20 protein-coding genes are annotated in these 20197 nt (G+C 28.2%); 15 read left to right on the top strand and 5 right to left on the bottom strand.

The window, feature by feature from the left end; translation table 11 throughout:
• Positions 1-59 precede the first annotated feature (59 nt).
• The 3 genes from QMG30_RS16390 to QMG30_RS16380 form a co-directional block, all read right to left on the bottom strand.
• On the bottom strand, positions 60-1325 hold the full coding sequence (locus tag QMG30_RS16390) for a Gfo/Idh/MocA family protein (protein ID WP_281817247.1): 1266 nt from the start codon (positions 1323-1325) through the stop codon (positions 60-62).
• A 217-nt stretch (positions 1326-1542) separates the two neighbouring features.
• Positions 1543-2379 carry an AraC family transcriptional regulator gene (locus QMG30_RS16385; RefSeq protein WP_281817245.1) on the bottom strand — a complete coding sequence of 279 codons (837 nt, stop codon included), beginning with the start codon at positions 2377-2379 and terminating at the stop codon, positions 1543-1545.
• Between the two features lie 648 nt (positions 2380-3027).
• Positions 3028-3210, bottom strand: a complete 183-nt coding sequence (locus tag QMG30_RS16380) for a hypothetical protein (RefSeq protein WP_281817243.1) — start codon at positions 3208-3210, stop codon at positions 3028-3030.
• A 794-nt stretch (positions 3211-4004) separates the two neighbouring features.
• Here QMG30_RS16380 and QMG30_RS16375 point away from each other — a divergent pair.
• A complete protein-coding gene (locus QMG30_RS16375) occupies positions 4005-4628 on the top strand; it encodes a GNAT family N-acetyltransferase (RefSeq protein WP_281817241.1) in 624 nt (207 codons plus the stop codon).
• 90 nt (positions 4629-4718) lie between these two features.
• Positions 4719-5489 carry a class I SAM-dependent methyltransferase gene (locus QMG30_RS16370; protein ID WP_281817240.1) on the top strand — a complete coding sequence of 257 codons (771 nt, stop codon included), beginning with the start codon at positions 4719-4721 and terminating at the stop codon, positions 5487-5489.
• A 675-nt stretch (positions 5490-6164) separates the two neighbouring features.
• On the opposite strand, the gene QMG30_RS16365 is transcribed toward QMG30_RS16370, so the two are convergent.
• A complete protein-coding gene (locus QMG30_RS16365) occupies positions 6165-6416 on the bottom strand; it encodes an Imm59 family immunity protein (RefSeq protein WP_281817238.1) in 252 nt (83 codons plus the stop codon).
• 9 nt (positions 6417-6425) lie between these two features.
• A complete protein-coding gene (locus tag QMG30_RS16360) occupies positions 6426-7199 on the bottom strand; it encodes a TNT domain-containing protein (protein ID WP_281817237.1) in 774 nt (257 codons plus the stop codon).
• A gap of 363 nt (positions 7200-7562) precedes the next feature.
• On the opposite strand from QMG30_RS16360, the gene QMG30_RS16355 reads away from it, so the two are divergent.
• The 13 genes from QMG30_RS16355 (at position 7563) to QMG30_RS16295 (ending at position 20071) form a co-directional block, all read left to right on the top strand.
• Positions 7563-7688 (top strand): hypothetical protein, encoded by a 126-nt coding sequence (locus tag QMG30_RS16355; protein WP_281817234.1) that lies wholly within the window; start codon positions 7563-7565, stop codon positions 7686-7688.
• A gap of 158 nt (positions 7689-7846) precedes the next feature.
• On the top strand, positions 7847-8317 hold the full coding sequence (locus QMG30_RS16350; protein WP_281817233.1) for a GNAT family N-acetyltransferase: 471 nt from the start codon (positions 7847-7849) through the stop codon (positions 8315-8317).
• Positions 8318-8458: 141 nt separating this feature from the next.
• Positions 8459-8854: a DUF6979 family protein gene (locus tag QMG30_RS16345; RefSeq protein ID WP_281817232.1), complete on the top strand. Its 396-nt coding sequence runs from the start codon at positions 8459-8461 to the stop codon at positions 8852-8854.
• 94 nt (positions 8855-8948) lie between these two features.
• Positions 8949-10193, top strand: coding sequence for a PDDEXK-like family protein (locus QMG30_RS16340; protein ID WP_281817231.1), 1245 nt, complete (start codon positions 8949-8951; stop codon positions 10191-10193).
• Between the two features lie 73 nt (positions 10194-10266).
• Positions 10267-10827 carry a methyltransferase domain-containing protein gene (locus QMG30_RS16335; RefSeq protein WP_281817230.1) on the top strand — a complete coding sequence of 187 codons (561 nt, stop codon included), beginning with the start codon at positions 10267-10269 and terminating at the stop codon, positions 10825-10827.
• Positions 10828-11069: 242 nt separating this feature from the next.
• On the top strand, positions 11070-14366 hold the full coding sequence (locus QMG30_RS16330) for a hypothetical protein (protein ID WP_281817228.1): 3297 nt from the start codon (positions 11070-11072) through the stop codon (positions 14364-14366).
• Positions 14367-14474: 108 nt separating this feature from the next.
• Positions 14475-15551, top strand: coding sequence for a toll/interleukin-1 receptor domain-containing protein (locus QMG30_RS16325; protein ID WP_281817227.1), 1077 nt, complete (start codon positions 14475-14477; stop codon positions 15549-15551).
• A 9-nt stretch (positions 15552-15560) separates the two neighbouring features.
• Positions 15561-16634 (top strand): HD domain-containing protein, encoded by a 1074-nt coding sequence (locus QMG30_RS16320; protein WP_281817224.1) that lies wholly within the window; start codon positions 15561-15563, stop codon positions 16632-16634.
• An 80-nt stretch (positions 16635-16714) separates the two neighbouring features.
• A complete protein-coding gene (locus QMG30_RS16315) occupies positions 16715-17239 on the top strand; it encodes a GNAT family N-acetyltransferase (protein ID WP_281817223.1) in 525 nt (174 codons plus the stop codon).
• A gap of 97 nt (positions 17240-17336) precedes the next feature.
• Entirely contained in the window at positions 17337-18011 is a 675-nt protein-coding gene (locus tag QMG30_RS16310; protein ID WP_281817222.1) for a class I SAM-dependent methyltransferase, read from the top strand.
• A 29-nt stretch (positions 18012-18040) separates the two neighbouring features.
• Positions 18041-18967 (top strand): carbon-nitrogen hydrolase family protein, encoded by a 927-nt coding sequence (locus tag QMG30_RS16305; RefSeq protein WP_281817221.1) that lies wholly within the window; start codon positions 18041-18043, stop codon positions 18965-18967.
• 104 nt (positions 18968-19071) lie between these two features.
• Entirely contained in the window at positions 19072-19590 is a 519-nt protein-coding gene (locus QMG30_RS16300) for an NUDIX hydrolase (protein WP_281817219.1), read from the top strand.
• 22 nt (positions 19591-19612) lie between these two features.
• Complete coding sequence (locus QMG30_RS16295; protein WP_281817218.1) at positions 19613-20071, top strand: hypothetical protein; 459 nt, start codon at positions 19613-19615, stop codon at positions 20069-20071.
• Positions 20072-20197 lie beyond the last annotated feature (126 nt).

Raw genomic sequence — 20197 nt, 5'->3', positions numbered from 1 at the left:
TGAAGACAACTCAAAAAAATATCAAGAAAAGTTACATATTTTTCCATACAGCAGAAGTATTAGGATTCTAGAACTTGTTGAGTGAATTCATCTATAGTGATTACATTATCAGTAAGTCTTGACTCTTCCGCTGCAAAAGCCATCACATGACTTTGGACAGATATACTTACTTCAGTTTTACCTTTTAATTTACCATCAGCTTTTACAAGTTTCACGAAATCTTCCATTATACCTAGATCGCCGCCACCATGACCACCTATATCTTTTTCTATGTGGATGGTTTCTATTTCTTCTGAAGGGAAATGTTTAACTTCTATTGTATCATAATCAAAGTTACCTGTTATTTCACCATGAGTACCCATGATTTTTATATGGCGTCCACCATCTTTGCAAAATGCAGTCATAGTTAAGTGAGCGGTTACATTATTATCAAATATCATATTAACTACCTGATGGTCTACTACATCATTGTCACATTTAAATACGCATCTTCCGTAAGGACCTTCTTGTAAAGCTTTCTTACGAGCTTCATAGCTAGTATCGGCACTTATGACTGATGTAGGCCATTCTACATTATCGCCAAGATATATCTTTACTGCATTGTAGGGGCATGTATCTCCTTTTGGGCATCCTTCTATACAACGGTCAGGTGAACCTTCAGGTGCATTTTTTTCTGTAAAATAATCTAGAGAACCGAAAGAGGATATTTTTTTGCAATTGTCACCTACCAACCATAATAGAATATCCATATCATGACAACATTTTTGAAGAATCATTGGACTTTCTCGTTTTGAATTACCCCAATTACCTCTAACAAAACTATGGGATTGATGAATACGCCCAACATATTCATTGTGATTAATAGTTATAATATCGCCAATTATTTTTGAGTCAAGTAATTCTTTAAGCTTGGTAAAAAATTTTGTATAACGTAGAACATGGCATACAGAGAAAACTTTTTGAGAATATTTCTTAGCAAGTTCTCCTAATAGGACACATTCTTTTGCATTGTTTGATAATGGCTTTTCTAACAAGATATGATAATCTTTTTCTAGTGCTAATTTTGCAGGTTCATAGTGAATGTTATCTAGTGTACATATCAATGCTGCATCAGCTAACTTAGGTTTTGCAAGAAGATCTTCCCAAGTAGTAAAAGCCATTTCCTTTGATATATTATGTAATTTTATAAATTGTTCACGTTTTTTATCATCAGGTTCTGCTACTGCAACAAATTTTATTTCTTCTGGATGTTTTAAAGCATATGAAGCAAGAGCGTCTTTTCCTCTGTCACCTGCTCCAATAAGTATTGCTGTTACTGGTTTCATTAATAATCCTCTCCTTAACATTTTGATAATTATTAAACATACGATAGTTGTTGATGTCTAGCAATAATTTAACTATTTCTTAATTTGTATTATAATCTTTAGTTTCCTATTAGTCTTTATTAATTCAGCCATGAATTTTATCAATTTAGACTTTGAAATATGCCTAGAAGATATTAAATAATAAAAAAGATACCCTCTTGGATATCTTATATATAATCTAGAAATGTACTAATGATTTAGCGTATTCAGTTGGTGTCATACCTACACAATCTTTGAATTGTTTGGAAAAATAATGAATGGAAGTATAATTCATTCGTTCTGCGATTTCTGTAAAGGTTAATGAGGATTCTCTTATAAGCTGTTTAGCTTTCTCAATCCTTAATGTACGATAATATTTCATAATAGAAATAGAATAGTTCTTTTTAAATAAGTCCTTAAGATATGTAGCGCTTAAACTCATTTGTGCAACCACATCTTTTAGACATATATTATCATTTACTTTCTCTTTCAGGAAATCTTTTATAGTAACAGCTATATCTTTTTCCATTCTATTTTTTGTTACAATTGATTCTTTTAATTTCTGGACATTTTGATTACGTATACAGTGAATGAAAAACTCTTCCATGTATAGTTTTAATAGCTGATTTGAACCAAAAGGAGATTCAGCTTTTAATTGTTGATTTTGTAGACAGCTTCTAGCTTCTTTAATGAACTTTTGCAATATATTTTTTTGCTCAATGTCTAGCTTAATAATTTTATTTTCAAAAAACTTCATAGCTTGAGAATCACAATTAAATGAAAAAACGATAACATTAGGAGCTATTTCACCGTTAGCCCATAGAGAATGGAATTCATTAGGCTTATGAAAAATCATTTGACCATTATTAAGAACATAATGTCTTGTATCTGCCATAACTTCTAGTACACCTTTATCTACATAAACAGCTTCCCAAAAATCATGTTTTTCTCCTCTAAAAACATAGTTTTTAGCAAATTCAAAATAAAAAAAGGTATATAGTTTATCAATTTTGATATTTTCATTAAATACGAGCATAAGGGATTCTCTCCTTTTGAATAAGTAAAGGTTGATATAAATAATATATCATAAATCTAGTTAATTAAAAATAGAAAGAAGTAAGTTTAATAATAAGATCTGAAAGTTAGCGTAACAGAAAAGGTTGTTTCATAATCTTTTTATTGTATGTTTTGTGAAACAACCTTTATTAAAGTTAAATTGTTATGTTTTATTCATCGGTATTACTGTTTCCGGTTATCATTCTATTGTATATATTTATCGCATCGACATCAGAAGTAAAATCACCGATATCCCACCTTGTAGAATCTGTATTAATTCATGTGTAAAATCTCTCGTAACTCAAGAACTTCTGTCCATATAATCTTCATATGTAAATTACCAAAATTACTCGTTCAAATTATTTTTAAGAGTACAAGGATAAGTTTTACTATTAAATTGAATAGAGCAAAGCGGCGAATTGACTGCATTTGTCAAATTCACCACTTAAAGAATTCGATTTTAAATAATTGTTAGAGTATATAATAATACAATTGGTATATATTCAGTAATATTTCTTTTTCTGTTCAACATAATAATTCCCCATTTCTGTCTAACTTTAACAATTTAATACGTTACTACCAAAGGAAAGAACATTAAATATTCTGTTTCTCTCTATTTAGAATTAGTTTAGTCTCTATTATCTTCATGCTTTATATCATGTTTTTCACAGTACTTTTTAGATTTATATTCTTGATATTTAATCCATATAAATATTAATACTAACAAAATCGCACCAAGAATATATATCATATAACTTATTTTGAATTTCCATTCAGATATTGTATTACTAAATAATATTGCTTTAACCAATCTAATCATACCTCCTCATATTATTCGCATAGTCTACTATAGCTTTATGATAGTATTTTTCTTTTAATAGCGATGATTCTTTATTCGAATAAGACGAAACAATAGTATCTAGTTTCGTATTATAATCCTTCCAGTACGAGTATTTTTTTTGTTTTAATTCATAAACATAATTATTTAATGCATCTTCTGCACTGGGTTCTGTTTTATATTGAATAGCTCCTTTTATGGCATAGTTTTAATATTCAGGTGATATTTTGTACCAATCATACCGTTATCTATTCTATTTAAATTGTTTTGGTCTTTATAGTAACTTACCAATGGTAGGTATGAAATTGTGATTAATAATAATTTGTTCTGTTTGAGGGTCAATATCAACAACACCTGCATCAAAACTATAGGTATTAAATATATTCTATCACATATACTGCCTATATTTTCTGTTATTCTCTTAATATCATTTTCTTATCACTTAACCTGTCCAAATCATATTTTGTATACCCCATAATAGTGCTCCTTTCTCTGTGTAAATACTATATCTTTTATTTTATAATTTCAACAAATCCTGACGAACGACAGTATTTATAAGATGAAATGCATTTTTTAATAACATATACTGAACATGTATTTGAGTGGCTGTGTTCTAAGTTTTTGAAAGAAATCAATAATTGACTAGAATATATTTTAATTAATTGTTGAATTATTTTGTGAAAATAGTTATATTTAAATTAGCAAAACTAGTATAATTAAAAATAGTATAAGTTGTGCTATATTAATCTATTTGAAGGGGTGGGAATGTGTATAATATCAATGATTTAAAAATCAGATGCATTAATAGTAAAGACAATGAAGATATTGCAAAAGTCTTTTTAGAAGGTTTTGATAATAAGGTGAAAAATATATTATATTTACCAGAAGAACGTACATATGATTTTCTAGTCGATTTTGGAATTCTGAAAAATTATTATAAAGAAGGTTATTTTATTGCAGAAATTGATGGTGAGATTTTAGGATTAATGCTTGTCAGGTGGATAGGACAAAAAATGGAAGGAAATAAAAATCTGGGGTTTGTTCAACTAGTTAAGAAGTACGGATTAGTAGCAACTATAAAAGTTCTTTTTAAGATAAATTTAGTTAATAATAATCCTAAAAAGGGTGAATTATTTATAGAACATATAGCAGTATCAGAAAAAGCTAGGGGGCTTGGGATTGGAAGTATACTATTAGAGAAGGCTTTCAATATGGCTGAATCTATGCAAGATATAGACAAAGTCAGCTTAGCAGTAATTGATGAAAATCATAGAGCCCATAAATTATATAAGAGGTTAGGGTTTATAGATGTGAAGAATATCACTACTCGTTTGGGTAAGTGGGCAGTTGGCGTTTATAAATATACTAAGATGGAAAGAAAATTGATATAGATAATTTGAAGTAATTTACATTAAATAGTATAATTAATCGAGACATAATAAGGATAATGTCTCGATTAATTTATTAAGGGGGAATCTATAATGAATGTTGTACATTATAATAGCAATGTATGGGATAAAAAAGTAGAAAGTGGTTGTGTATGGACTCAACCTGTCAGCAGTGAGATCGTAGAAAAAGCGAAAAAAGGTGAATGGGAAGTAATAGTAACAGCAAATAAAACTGTTCCCAAGAATTGGTTTCCACCAATAAAAGGATTAAAAATTCTTTGTCTAGCATCAGGTGGAGGACAGCAAGCTCCTATATTAGCAGCTGCAGGTGCTGATGTTACATTGGTTGATATTTCAGACAAGCAGCTAGAAAAGGATATTTATGTTGCCAAACAAAACAATTTACATATAAACACTGTTAAGGCAAGTATGACAAAACTAGATATGTTTAGTGATGAAAGTTTTGATTTGGTTCTACATCCTGTGTCTAATGTTTTTGTAGAAGATATTATTCCAGTTTGGAGAGAATGCCATAGGATTTTAAAACATGGAGGAACTTTGATTTCTGGTATATGTAATCCTGTAATATATTTGTTTGATGATGAGCAAGAGGATAAAGGGGTATTAGAAGTTAAATATTCAATCCCTTATTCACCATTTTCAGCATTAACTGAAGAAGAGCTAAGTAAATCTCTTGAAAACGGAGAAGCTCTTGAATTTGGACATAGTCTAGAACAACAAATCGGAGGACAGATAGAAGTAGGCTTTGTTATTCAAGGGTTTTATGAAGATGATTTCGGAGGAGTAAGATTATTGGATAAATACATAAAATCTTTTATTGCGACGAGAGCTATAAAAAAATAACTTCACGTTAAGATATATTATGTATCTGTATTGAAACTATCTTATTATTATATAGACAAACATTTAGAACTTATACAGATATGGTATTTAAATAGCTTGAGGAAATAATTTTCAAAATTTTATGGCATTAGAGTTGAATAGAGGTTCACTTGACGGTATAAATAGCAAGTTCTATAAAAATCTTGCTTATAATACAGAAGCAGAAGAACTTGAGAAATCAGAAAAGTAATATCCATATAAGGATAAACGTATTACTAGAAGACAATTAAGTATAGATCATTGATTAGTAGTACTTGAATAAGAACTTTATTATAAAATCTAGAGATTAGGATACCTTAGTAGATGTTTTTACTAGGGTATTTTTATTTGTTATTAGTGACTTAATATTAATAAGAAGTATTGGCTAAAATATAATAGTTAGTTATTAATTAGTCAACATTAATTGAGTAATTATAACAATGAAATTCCCAGGCTGTAAAATGTATTTGTGAAAAGAAGATTGAGTACAATCTAATTTGCATTCTCACCAATAAAAGAGAAGCCCAACTATTAGCTAGAATAGTTAAAGCTACTCTGATGAATAAAAATATTTACAAGTATTACAAGGGTTATCCCTTAGTAATAATGTTTTGATTAATTCGGTACTGGGTTGGGTAATTTCGATGTTCTGAAATATTAATTAAATTTCCTTAAAACTTTACTTGCTCTAAGGCGTTTAATAAAATTATCTAAAGCTTGTTCTTCGTGTTCAAATTTCTTTTCTGAACCTGTCACTTTACTTGCTCTTTCATCTGTAGCGTATACAGTCCAATAACCGTTTTCACTCCTAATACCTACTTCATTTTCTCTATTGTACCTGTCTTCATTTAAATTATAGTTGTCCAAATTTTCATCTTTTATAATTCTAATTACGTCTTCTCTTGTCATTTGATCCTCCTAATTCAATTCTTTTAATAATCCAATCTGTATTAACTGGTCTACTGTAAGAGGTAACTCATATTGTATTGCTCTTCCTGCTCCCCAGCCATCAATCTTAGCAGCTTCACCTTTATAAACTAATAATTTACTGTAATCATCATTATAATATGTAGTTACTAATGCATCTATTTGTGTTTTCAGTTCCACATCAGGACAGTTACTAACATACTTTTCAATTTCGTTGAAATTACCTGTTACTTCATATTGATGATAATTGGATAAATCTTCAACATATGGCAATGAGCGTTCTGTATATGAATAAGAATTCCCATCAATTACAGGAGATGTATATCTACCATGAGAATTACCATATCTGTCAATTACTTCTCCAATCTCTGGAGAAAAACTTTCTTTAATTACTTTGCTCTCAGCATCTAAAATATAACCTCCCTGTGCTGCTTTACTCCAATCGATAGAACCATCTGGATTTAAAACTGAAGAATTTTTTGGTATTTGAATACTATCTGGCCAAATACCGTCATTAACAAATTTTCTTGCTGCATCTGCATCTACATTTTTAAGCAAATAATTATATAACTCATCGCTAGAACATGTTGATTCCTTCCACAAGTTTGATATAACGCCATCTACAACCCCAAGACCATCTTCACCATTAACCCTATCACGAACAATATCCTTACTCTTATATGAATCGGCTAAACCATCAAATTTACTCTTCTGTACATTCGTTAACTCATCAAAAGATATTGTTACTAAGTCATCATTATTCATTACAACTTCATAATGATTTTTCTTTTTATTATTTTTTTAATTGAGTCAATAATCTTAGATGAGTTCATGTTCTTTAATTTGCCAAGATTATATTTAGCTTTCTTAATAACTTTTCCAACAGCTTTTTTGAAATTATTATTATAGCATAAATTGTTTTGATGTATTAATTATGATATAATCTTAACATCATAATCAAAGAAAGGAATATGTTATTTGAAAAAATGGAGCATTGTATTGAGCGTGGTATTTGAATAGCACGCCAAAGATACTTCTGAAAAATTATTATTACTTTGGAGTGTTATTCTTTTACCACCCTCAAAATAGGTAAATAATATGATAACATAACAAAGGAGTATACTAGAAATGTATTTAATTATTAGATTGGAAAAACAAAGTGAATATAAAGAAGTAGAGAATGTAACAAGAGAAGTATTTTGGAATAAATATAAACCAGGTTGCGATGAACATTTAGTAGTACTTGAAATATGAGATTAGGATACCTTAGTAGATATTTTTACTAGGGTATTTTTTATCTTTTTTAAGTAAATTAATTTAATTTGAATCATTGAACAACTGAATAGTGACAGTTATTAGTGCTTTTCTGAGTATAGTTTATATTAAATATATTAAGATTGAGGGATGGGTTTATGGATATAGAAATTAAAATGATTGAATATGGTGATATTATAAAAGCGATGAAACTTATTGAAGAGGTTTTTAATGAGTTTGTCGCTCATGATTATACACAGAAAGGCATCAAGACATTTAAAGAAGAATTTATAAATAATGATGATTTTATAGACAAGTTCAGTGATGGAAGAGAAAAGATGTATGGTGCTTATGTCGGAGAACAATTAGCGGGAGTTCTGTCTATTAGTAATCATAATACTATCTCATGTATATTTGTTAAGAAAGAATTTCATAGAATGGGAATAGGGACTAGGCTTATTAATAGAATTATTGAAGAGGTGAAAAATTCAGGGGTGAGAAGGATAAGACTTAATGCGTCACTTTATGCAGTACCATTTTATCATGCAGTTGGGTTTGATGAAATGGGGGATGTGTGTGAGTATAAGGGGATAAAATATATGCCTATGGAATTGGACATATTACAATAAAATGTAGTTTTTTATATTGAATTGTTAAATATTAAAACATTTAAATTAATAATGTATGTACACCTTGATAATATTGAAGTATTTAGTTTTGAAGAGTATAATTATACGATATAAAAATTATTTATAGAGGAGAAAAATACAATGAATAAATATGCTTTAGTTACGATTAAAACTGTAGAGTTTTACAAAAATAATCAAAACTATGACATTAGAAAATCATGGGAAATAACAGCAGATAAAGTATTTGGAAAGAATACAGCTGGTGCTGATAAAGGCTGTCCTAAAAGTACATTTTTGGGATTATGTGAAGCTGGTTATGTAAAAGGTGTAAAGCGTGGAAACTATACAAGATCAGAAAAAAATAAAAAATATGGTATAGATGCGGTTAAAATACTTCAAGAAACCCCACAATTAGCTAATAGCAATTCATGTGCTGATAATCTATGGAAAAGTGTCGCTGGTGACAAACAAAGTAATTCACAGATGGAAGTAGTTTTAGCATTATGGAATTATAATCTTATTGAGACTAATAGATAAGATTATATAAGGTTTTTATGTAATAGATATATTATTATATGTTTATAATATTACTAGTTCAACTTGTAAACATATAACAATGACAGGAGGAATTATGAACCATTCATTAAATAAATTTATAATTAATAATGTAAAACTTGAGAAACTAGAATCAAGACTTAATAAATTTAATCCATTAAATATACTCAAGGTAAACGAATATGAATTAAGACATTCGAATGTATTGGCTTGGTTACTAGACCCAAATGAAAATCATGGATTAGGAGAAGAATTTATAAAAAAATTTCTGGGAGAAGTAATCCTATTAAATGAAGATATAAATTTAGAGATATCAGTTGTAGATATTTATTTAAATAATTTTTATGATATACAAGTACTACGAGAATGGAAAAACATAGATATCTTAGCAATATCCCATTCTAATAAAATGATTATATTAATAGAAAACAAGGTCAAGGCTAAGGAAAGCGAAGGTCAATTAAAAAGATATAGTGATGTAGTAGAAACGAAGTTCAGGGATTATAAAAAACTAAAAGTGTTACTTACTGTAGAAGGTGAAGAACCTACAGAAAACGAATATGTCATATGTAACTATTATAGTATACTTAAAATATTGACAAATATCATGAAATTGAATAGTGGAAATTTAAATGATAAAGTTGAAGATTTTATCAACTATTACATAGAAGTATTAGAAGATATTGTTGATGAAGATGAAGAAATTATAGATTTATGTAGAGAAATTTATAAAGAAAATAAAAAGATAATAGACTATATAGCTAGTAATAAAAATAAAATACATATAACAAAAGGAAGTATGGAAGAAAAAGCTGTTAATGTCTATAATATTTATGAAAAATCAATAGATATGATTTTTAGACATGGTAAGACAACTACTTTTTTAGAAGCTGCAAATAAATTTATTAAACATAATAATGATGTTATTTTAGAAAAAGAGAGCAATACATATTATTGCTTTATAAATAGCAGTATGGACAAGATCAAATCATTAAGTAGTGAAGGTACACCAATATACTATATTTTTAACAATAGATTAAATAAAAATAATAGGCTAAGAATGTTTATAGAAGTACAAAGCTTTGGAGATAATTATCAAAAGAGACAAGAATTTTTACATGAATTAAACAAATTGGATGAATTTCATATAAAGGAGAGGTCATTTAATCCTGAATCCAGATATACAAGAATTTATTCAAAAAGTATTGTTGTTAACGATATTACAGAAGATCAGATTTTAAAGTATATGAATGAATTGTATAGAAATTCATTAAAAGATTTAAATAAAATATTAGAGGTAGCTATGAATATTAAAAAATAACAACAATAATTAGACACAGATGGATGTGTATACCAATAAATTTTCATGATAAGCTACTAAAAGGAGCATTACAATGTCAAAACCAATTTATGACAAATACTATAAAAAACAAAATTATTTTGGCGAACCTTATCCCGGCTTACAAAAATTTTTTGCTGAATACAAATATAAAGGTAATGTTCTAGATTTGGGATGTGGTCAAGGAAGAGATGCATTATATCTAGGAAGACTAGGATATAAAGTCAAGGGTATTGATATTTCAAAAGTAGGTTTGGATCAAATGAATAACATAGCTCGTAATGAAAAATTACAAGTCATAGGAGAAGTTGGGGATATTTACAGTTACAGTATAACAGATGAGTACGACATAGTACTTCTTGATTCCATATTACATTTTTATAAAGCAGAATTTCATAAAGAAACTGATTTTATAAAACGCATAGCACTTGAATTAAAAGTTGGAGGGGTACTATGTAATTTTATGATTGAAGGTGCAAGCAGGGAGAAACATTTAAAAACTGTGATTAATAATACTGGTATAAACTGGAAAATTATTAATGAAGGCTATACAGATTATCCAGATTACAATTCACAATATCATATGTACATTGTGAAGAAGTATAGTATCTCATAATATGTATTTTAAATAATTGTTTATTTAGGGTGTGATACTTTAATATTAAGGATTAAGGCACAAACAAGATGTTTTCGAATATAAGAGGCTATCCAAATGATAGCTTTTTTGTATAATATGAAAAAATGCAATATAATGATTATATTATTAGAAAAAGAAGGTTCATAAAGATATATGTAAGTAGGTGGAAAGATATGGTATAATTAATCATTAAATATTTTTGTTTTAAGGAGAATAAAATAATGAAATATAAATTAAGCTATATTATTTTTTTGATATTAATAATATTTACAGGATGTTCAAAGGATACTCCAGATAATAATGTAGTCATAGCGGACAATTCAAAAGAGGACAATAATCAAGCTGAATCAATTGATAAAGAAAAAACCTTAGATAATATTGAAAAAGAAGTACAAGAAGAGATAGATGAAAGTTTAGGTTATTCCATATATTTTAATAATGATGATAAATCTCTTAGTGTAGAAGGAAGACAAATAGCAGATTATTTAGTTGATGATGATTATATATATTTGATGCTTGTAGATGATTGTGAATGTGCTAATACTGTTCAGTTGGTTAAGTATGATATGCCAAAACAAAAGTTTACACAATTATATAAAAAAGATCATATAACTCCTATGAATGAATTCTCTATTTTCATTAGAAAATTTAATAAGGAATATATTTCACTGAATTTAAGTGATGAAATAATAGTTTTTGATGTGAATAAGAATATAGTCAGCAATGATATTATTATTCCTGAGGATATAATGTATCCAGACTTATGCTATGATGGTGATAAGCTTTGTTACTATAAAAATAATAATATATATATCTCTAAAATTGATTTTTCACAAGAAAAACTATTAAAGAGTAATGTTGAAGATACTGAAGATGGTGTTCAACCAAAATGGTCACACGACGGTAAGAAGATCTCGTGTTTTAACGGTTATAATATAGAAATTATCAATTTGCATGGAAAAGTGATTGAATCTATTCCAAGATATGGAAGATATAATAAATGGTCAGATGATGATGAATCCATTTTTATAGGAACATTAGGGTTTTTCTTTAAAATAAATTTTGTGGATAAAGTGATAATAGCAACTTGCGATAATGGTTATCAGGAATATTCAGATAAAGGTTATGATATATCTATACTAGATGTAACAAGTCCACATGTGGTATATGAAAGTATCAATGGTATCTTAGCATATATGATGTACCCTAATAATATAGGATGTAGTAAATTCACTGATAGTTTCACTCTAGATTTCAAAGGAGTAGCTAAAAATATACGATGGACCGATAAAGACAATGAGTTAGCTATTAACCATACTGATAGTGAAAATAATAGGGACACTGTTTCATTTGTAACTGTAGATTCCAATAATCTTATTGATAAAAATGCTTTAAAAGATAAACTACTTAAGGAAAATTATTATCTTGATGATAATAAGGTTATCCGAGATAATGGTGAATGGATTATAACTAGTGGATATGATGATAGTATTGAGAATATAAATTTAAGTACAGGAGAAAAGATAGAAATTGATAAAAAAGTACGAACTCAAACACAGCCATTAAAAAAATGGAACTATATATGGAATTATAAAGGTATTTACCTGATAAATCAAGATGGTAGTAAAAAAATGACTGTCGTAGATGCAGGTGAAAATTATATTAATGGTTATTTTCCTACCAATGATAAAGGGTTGGTGTATAAGTATCGTGAATCTGTATATTTTTATAATTATGTAACAATGGAAAACAAAAGAATAATTGAAAAAGATGTAAATATAGATAGTACATATTATTGGAATAATCATATCTATGTTGTAGGAACATATGAGAATGAAGAGGATACACTAATTTTTGACTATGATTTAGATAAGGACATTTATAATAGTTTTTTAAAAGAGTCATCTAAGCACGAGTGTAAAGGCTTGATAAATGATAATCTATACTTTGATGGTTGGAAATATAATATTGTATCACATAAAATAGAATCATCATGTGAGTTGAAATATGATATCGTAGAATGGAAAGATAAGTTATATTTTAAATCTTTCGGTGAAGGTGTAGTTGGGAATAGTGAAGATAGTATCGAAAACATTAATTTCTACAATAATAATTATTCGACACATGGTTTGTTTTGGTATTTTGGTGATAAATTATATTTTGAGGATTATAACGAATATATATATATAGTGAATCCAGATAATCTAGATGTAGTCGATAGTGTTAAGATATATACTAAGGAAAATGAGTATGATAATAATTTGGGATCGGAAATGTATTTGGTAAATAATGAATTGATGTTTAGTAAATATGGAGAGAATTATAAACTTAATCGTAATCAAGAAAATAAAGCTTCAATAGTTAAAATAGAACCTTTTATAGATTCTTTAAATACTGAAAGAACATTATTCTTAAATAAGAAAAATAAATTTGAAAACATGGATAAGCATAATGAAATAGCTAATATAATTAATGAAGCTTATAATGATTATGATTACTCAGAGAAATACATAGTTTATACAGATAAGAAAAACAAAGTACATGTCATTAATAGAATAACGAATGATAATAAAATTGTTGGTGATATTACATCTGATAGGGTAGAGATCAATGATAACAATATATATATTAGCAATAAGTCAAAGGGAATTTTCAGGTATAATATAAAAACTGATAAGATTAATAAAATTATTGATGGCTATATTTATAAATATCAGGTAATAGGTTCATATATATATTATATAGATGATTATTTAGATAGAAATTTATATAAATTAAATATTGATGATGGCAATAAAACCCAGATTACAGATGATGATACAATAGTGGAAGATATTTTTTTAGTAAATGATGAAGTATATTATTTGGTTAATAAAAATGGACCAGTATTATATAAAATTGTTGGTAATAGTTCTGAATATATCAAGTTAATAGATGTAGCAAGTGTAGATAGAATATTTCAATTAAACGATCATGAGATTTGTTTTATTCATGAAATGCCCGGAGACAGTTTTATTATAGATACAATTCCTATTGATAAAGGTCAAATACCAGAAGAAATAATATATGAAGATGATAAGTTGATAATTTTTGATACTTACCTAAGATGTTATGAATATGGTGATTTCATATGTGGTATATATAATAAACATAACAATAAGCTTGAAAAAACTTTTAGGGCGTTTGGATTGATTAATTCATTTGCTCAAGATAAATGGGTATACTTAATTGAAGATGACTATGAGGACATTGTAATAGAGAGGATTAATATTAATAGTTACGAAGTAGAAGAAGTTCTGAGAATTTGGGGTGAGGATATAATTATATCACCAGATAATAAATATATCGTAATAAAACAATATGACTCGGAGAAATGTATATTCTTAAATGTAGATGCAAACCAATCAAAGGAAATTAATCTTAATTCAACTGATTTAAAATATATTAAGGATGGATACATCTATTATGATTATGAAGGAAAAGAATTTAAATACAATATTGGAAAATTAGATGAATAAGAATCAAATAACTATATAATAATTCAGAAATAAAAAGGTGAAGAGAGACAAAAATTACACATTATAGTAATACTATCGTTAAAAAATTAATTATAGGGGGATTTTAAAATGAAGGTTTTTGTTAGTCATTCAACTAATGATAAAGACAAGATTGAAGGATTAATACTAGCACTAGAAAGGCTAAAATGTGATGTTTTCTATTCATCTAAATCTTACACCAATTCGATTGCATTTGGAGACAATTTCTATGAAACAATAAAGAAAGGCATAAAGGAAAGTGATTACATATTAGCAATTGTATCAGAGAGTTTCTATAATAGTATACCATGTCAAATAGAAATGGGTATTGCCTATGCTTATAATAAGAAAATAACTCCCATAAGAGTTGAAAATGAAGACTATAGTAAGTTATTAAAAGGGTTATTTACATCAAATAATAGATTAGCAAGTATATATAGTGAAGATGATATGATAGAGATATTATCCTTGTTTTCAAATAATACATCCAAAATAATAAGTTGTGCACGAAGTATAGTGAATAGATTTAATAAAAAAGAGACTACTAATTTAAATATAAATAATAATGGCCAAAAAAAGGATGAAGTTTTTAATAAAAGCAATAATCATGTAAGAGACATAATTCATTCAACTAATAATGAACCTATTAAGGTAAAAGAAAATAATTATGACCAAAAATCATTTGGTTATGTTTTGCCTAATAATTTAAGAGGACGTAGTATACATGAACATATTATACCAACAGTATGTAATTTAGAAATAATGTTAAATAAATTAAACGATTATCATGGAGATTTTTCTAAGTTGAAGCAATGGGAAAAAAGAAGCTATAAGGCATATAAAATTGAAGATATAAAATCACAAATAATATACTCACATTCAAGTGAATGGGTACAAATAATAAGGAATCATATTTTGAATGGTAATCCAATAGAGTTTGGTGCTAGTTGTATAGATATATATTTAGTAGCATATGTCTCACAAATGCATGGAAAAGGCAAAGATAAATTTTTTGAGTATGTTAAAATTAATAATATATCAACTAAATATAACTCCGCACAAGCTATATGGCAGGTCGGAAAAGGTGATGGAGTTTACTTGAAAATTTTAAATAAAAATGGGACTATAAAAGATTGGGATTTCATTGAAAAGTGGTCACAGATATAGGAGGTATTTATGAATATGAAAAAATCTATGCGTTTAGAAAGTGTTAGAGCTATTATTGATGATATGCTTATGAAGATGAATGATGTTAATGAAAGACGTTGTGCATATATACATCTATATGGAGTATCACAAACAGCTACAATATTAGCAATAAAAAGAAGTTTGAATCCCGAGATTGCAGCAATTATAGGAATGTTTCATGATTATTATTCATATGCTACTGGAATAACCGAATTACATGCTCAAAATGGAGCAGAGACAGTAAGACCAATAATTCGTGATATGGGTGTTTTTACGAAAGAAGAGCAAAAAACGATTCTCAGAGCAATCTTTTATCATAGTGATAAGCAGACTATACATTCAAAATATGACGAGCTTATAAAAGATGCTGATGTTTTGCAGCACTACTTATATAATGTGGATAAGAAGATTGTAGCAAGAGAAGCTGTACGTCTTAAGAATATACTTAATGAATTAGCTTTAGTTACTGATTTTGAGATCAATGAAAATATAGATGAAGAAAAGATTGAAACAGGTCAAGATAAAAGAAAGCTATTAGGAGATATTGCTGAAACTCTAGCATCTAAAGGTATTGTCGGAATCACTTCAGATGATGATTATAAAGAGATATGCAGATTCTGGACAGGAGATAATATTTATAAGGAATTACAAAATGGCTGGTGTGCTGCTTTTTTATATTATTGTTGTAGAAAAGCTGGGTTCTTATTGCCAATAAGACATCCTTATGGGACTACTAGATTTGCTGGTGTAGGGGCTTGGCAAGAATGGGCCAAGTTCAAAAATGTTAATTATTTTTACAGTATTAATGATGATAGTTTTATTCCAACAAGAGGAGACATTGTTATTTATGAAAAATTGATTACGAATAAATCGCATGATCACACTGGAATTGTTTTATCTAGTGATAAAGATAGTATTATTGTTGCAGAAGGTAATGTAGATAATAAAAATGAATCGGGTATAGTAAAAAGAATTAGTTGTGATAGAATTTCAGGGTATATCCGTATAGACAATGATTTCAAATATAGTTTTAATGGCGAATATGAACCCAAATTAGATTAGCTGTGATTTTTGATAGAATATAAAATTATGACAAATTTATAAATACACGATTAGATTGATAATAGAATGGGAGGAATGTTATGAATAGAATTAAATTAGTTGTACCTACACCACACTACAAAGAAGCAATACTTGACTATAGAAGAGAATTTATTGAAAATGGTGATAGTTTGGATGGTACTTCTGGCTTGAAAAATACTGAGATTTTTGAAGAATGGTACAGTGCACTATGTGATAATTCAAAAGAAGAAACGGTAAGGGAAGGACTAGTTCCTGATTCTACATATATGGCGATATCTAATGATGATGGTCGCTTGGTTGGTATGATTAGTATAAGACATAGATTGAATGATTTTTTGCTTAGGCATGGTGGACATATAGGTTATAGTGTTAGAAAATCAGAAAGAAGACAAGGATATGCTACAGAAATGCTGTCATTAGCATTGACAGAATGTGCTAAATTAAATATATATAAGGTCCTAGTAACTTGTGATAATGATAATATTGCATCTGCAAAAACAATAATGAATAATGGTGGAGTATTAGAAAACGAAATATCGGATGCAGAGGGAGTTTCACAAAGATATTGGATAACCTTAGATTAAGATGCTTATTGGATAATCAATAATCCTTTATCATGATAAAGATAAGGAGAGTAGTATTATTGTATTAACCTGAACATATTAGTAAGGGGGAAGCATTATGAACAAAAATTATTATGAGCAAAAATTAAACTCTGCAAATCTCTTTAAAGTATATGACACTGATATCCCAAGAGTAAAACAGTACTTAGATGCAGAAATATCTTTTGTCAAAGACAATCTTACAGGAAGTGAAAGAGTCCTAGAATTGGGTGCAGGTTATGGACGTATTGTCAAGGAAATTGCAAGTAATTGTAAGTCAATTGTTGGAATTGACATTTCAAAAGAGAATGTATCATTAAGTAAAGAATATCTAAAGGATACTCCAAATGCGGAAATTATCAATATGGATATACATAATATAACATTAGAAGAAAAGTTTGATACGATAATTTGTCTCCAGAATGGCTTATCAGCTATGAATATTACATCTAATGAATTGATAAAGAAGATTTTACAATTGGTAGTAGATGGAGGAAAAATATATTTTAGTACGTATAGTGAAAAATTTTGGTATCACAGGCTTAGGTGGTTTGAAGAGCAAGCCGAGAAGAGCTTGTTAGGCAAAATTGATTATGATAAAACAAAAGATGGAGTTATAATATGTAAAGATGGATTTAAAGCGACAACATACACTATGAATGACTTGAATGAAATAGGAGCTTTATCAGGATATGATTATTATGTTGAAGAGATAGATAAGTCAAGTGTTTTTCTTGTTATACATAAAGTGTAAAAAACAATTATTAAAAGAGGTGTGTTTATATGAAACTGAAAATAGCATTACTTCAACTGGAACCTAATAAAAATGACCAATTGGCTAATACCGTAAAAGCTGATTCTTATTGCCGTCAAGCAGCAAAGGAAGGAGCGGATATTGTACTGTTGCCGGAGATGTGGAATATAGGATATACACCATATCATAATGAAGTTAATGATTATGATTATAACCCATGTAATCCTAAATACCCCGAGTTATTGGAGAAATGGAAGAGACAGAGTATATCAACTGACAGTGATTATATAAAACACTTCTGTTATCTAGCAAAAGAGTTAAATATTGCGATAGGCATAACATATTTAGAAACATATGGTAACCAAAATCCTAGAAATACCTTATCAATAATTGATCATAATGGTAACATAGTGATGACATATGCAAAAGTGCATACATGTGATTTCTCGTTAGAATATCATTGTACTTCTGGTGATGAGTTCAAAGTAATAGATTTAGAAACATCGAAAGGTAGAGTGAAAATAGGTGCTATGATATGTTATGATAGGGAATTTCCAGAAAGCGCTCGTGTATTAATGCTAAAAGGTGCTGAAATTGTTCTAGTTCCCAATGCTTGTGAATTAGAGATTAATAGATTATCACAGATTAGGACAAGGGCATTTGAAAACATGGTAGGTATAGCAGTCTGTAATTATGCAGGAAAAGGATTAGGACATTCAGTTGCTTTTGATGGAATAGCCTTTGATGAAAATGGTTGTAGAGATATGAAAATAATTGAGGCTGATGAAAATGAAGGAATATATATGGCTGATTTCAATCTTGAATCCTTAAGAGATTACAGAAAAAGGGAAACATGGGGTAATGCATATAGAAAGCCCAATACGTATAAAGAAATTGTTTCGACAGATGTGAAAGCCCCTTTTATTCGTAATAATAAAGATTGGTTAGATATATGAAATCTAGTAAGAACTAATATTTAAAATAATGATCTATTTATATTGAAAAAATATATGTATAATAATTGCAGTACTAAATGTCTTAATTAATGGAGGTAGATTCAATGGAAATATGGGATTTATATAATGATAAAAGGCAACTGCTAGATAAAACTCATAATAGACAAGATAAAATGGAAATTGGGAAATATCACATTGCTATAAATGTTTGGACCGTAAATGATGATAATAAAATATTATTGACATTACGCCATCCCAACAAGGAAAAATATCCTAATTTATGGGAGAATACTGGTGGATCTGTATTAGCTGGTGAAACCAGTAAAGGAGGAGCAATAAGAGAATTAAATGAAGAAACTGGAATAGTTGCTGATGAAAGTGATTTGTTTTTTCTTGGGACTAGAAAAGAAAAAACAGCATTTGTAGATACATATATTATCAGAAAAAGTCCTAAAATTTCTGAATTGAAATTGCAGGATGGGGAAACTGTTGAAGCACAATGGGTAACTCTAGATAAACTAGATGATATGATTAAATCTAGAGTCATTGCATTACCAGTTGCAGAAAGGTTAGTACCATTAAGAAAAGAATTTGAGGATTTTTTATATAGTGATAGGATATAATTCTGATGATAAGGAGGATACTATGAAATCAACCAAAATAGTAATAATATTAATGATAGTTTTGATGTTGACAGGTTGTGGGAAAAAAACACTTGAAATTACTAGTATAGCGAATCACACAGAGCTAGTTGAAAACTCTAAATATGGAGAAATTAGTATGGAATTTGCAAAATTGGATGGGGAAGATATTAGAGCTTTTAGTAGTAAAAAAGGAGAAGAGTATAAATTTGAATTTAATTATCTAATAAAAGAAGGAAATCTTAATTTGCAATTTAGAGATTCACAAGATAATATAATTAGTGATATTAATTTATCAGAAAAAGAATATATGAACGAGCTAGAACAATTGCAACAAGAATGTGATGGAGATGTAAATATAGAGGAATTTTGTAGAAACATAGTTATTGAAAGTAGTGATAATAAGATAAAAGTTGCATTAATAGGAGAAAAAGCTAAAGGGAAAATTGATATAATATGGTAAATACTACTCTATTAGCAAGTGGAATTTTATTAATCAAATATGAATGAAAATAAATAATAATAAAAGGTCATTGGGATAAATATTAACCTAATGACCTTTCGTTTGGGTTTGGAAATAAATGCATAA

This window comes from Vallitalea longa (genome assembly GCF_027923465.1).
Classification (GTDB): domain Bacteria; phylum Bacillota; class Clostridia; order Lachnospirales; family Vallitaleaceae; genus Vallitalea; species Vallitalea longa.
This window is presented reverse-complemented; position numbering and strand designations above follow the sequence as displayed.

What these genes read in the sequence shown, in the direction of transcription:
- QMG30_RS16390 (WP_281817247.1), bottom strand. Translation starts at nt 1,325, where the DNA reads ATGAAACCAGTAACAGCAATACTTATTGGAGCAGGTGACAGAGGAAAA.
- QMG30_RS16385 (WP_281817245.1), bottom strand. Translation starts at nt 2,379, where the DNA reads ATGCTCGTATTTAATGAAAATATCAAAATTGATAAACTATATACCTTT.
- QMG30_RS16370 (WP_281817240.1), top strand. Translation starts at nt 4,719, where the DNA reads ATGAATGTTGTACATTATAATAGCAATGTATGGGATAAAAAAGTAGAA.
- QMG30_RS16365 (WP_281817238.1), bottom strand. Translation starts at nt 6,416, where the DNA reads ATGACAAGAGAAGACGTAATTAGAATTATAAAAGATGAAAATTTGGAC.
- QMG30_RS16360 (WP_281817237.1), bottom strand. Translation starts at nt 7,199, where the DNA reads ATGAATAATGATGACTTAGTAACAATATCTTTTGATGAGTTAACGAAT.
- QMG30_RS16355 (WP_281817234.1), top strand. Translation starts at nt 7,563, where the DNA reads ATGTATTTAATTATTAGATTGGAAAAACAAAGTGAATATAAAGAAGTA.
- QMG30_RS16350 (WP_281817233.1), top strand. Translation starts at nt 7,847, where the DNA reads ATGGATATAGAAATTAAAATGATTGAATATGGTGATATTATAAAAGCG.
- QMG30_RS16345 (WP_281817232.1), top strand. Translation starts at nt 8,459, where the DNA reads ATGAATAAATATGCTTTAGTTACGATTAAAACTGTAGAGTTTTACAAA.
- QMG30_RS16340 (WP_281817231.1), top strand. Translation starts at nt 8,949, where the DNA reads ATGAACCATTCATTAAATAAATTTATAATTAATAATGTAAAACTTGAG.
- QMG30_RS16335 (WP_281817230.1), top strand. Translation starts at nt 10,267, where the DNA reads ATGTCAAAACCAATTTATGACAAATACTATAAAAAACAAAATTATTTT.
- QMG30_RS16330 (WP_281817228.1), top strand. Translation starts at nt 11,070, where the DNA reads ATGAAATATAAATTAAGCTATATTATTTTTTTGATATTAATAATATTT.
- QMG30_RS16325 (WP_281817227.1), top strand. Translation starts at nt 14,475, where the DNA reads ATGAAGGTTTTTGTTAGTCATTCAACTAATGATAAAGACAAGATTGAA.
- QMG30_RS16320 (WP_281817224.1), top strand. Translation starts at nt 15,561, where the DNA reads ATGAATATGAAAAAATCTATGCGTTTAGAAAGTGTTAGAGCTATTATT.
- QMG30_RS16315 (WP_281817223.1), top strand. Translation starts at nt 16,715, where the DNA reads ATGAATAGAATTAAATTAGTTGTACCTACACCACACTACAAAGAAGCA.
- QMG30_RS16310 (WP_281817222.1), top strand. Translation starts at nt 17,337, where the DNA reads ATGAACAAAAATTATTATGAGCAAAAATTAAACTCTGCAAATCTCTTT.
- QMG30_RS16305 (WP_281817221.1), top strand. Translation starts at nt 18,041, where the DNA reads ATGAAACTGAAAATAGCATTACTTCAACTGGAACCTAATAAAAATGAC.
- QMG30_RS16300 (WP_281817219.1), top strand. Translation starts at nt 19,072, where the DNA reads ATGGAAATATGGGATTTATATAATGATAAAAGGCAACTGCTAGATAAA.
- QMG30_RS16295 (WP_281817218.1), top strand. Translation starts at nt 19,613, where the DNA reads ATGAAATCAACCAAAATAGTAATAATATTAATGATAGTTTTGATGTTG.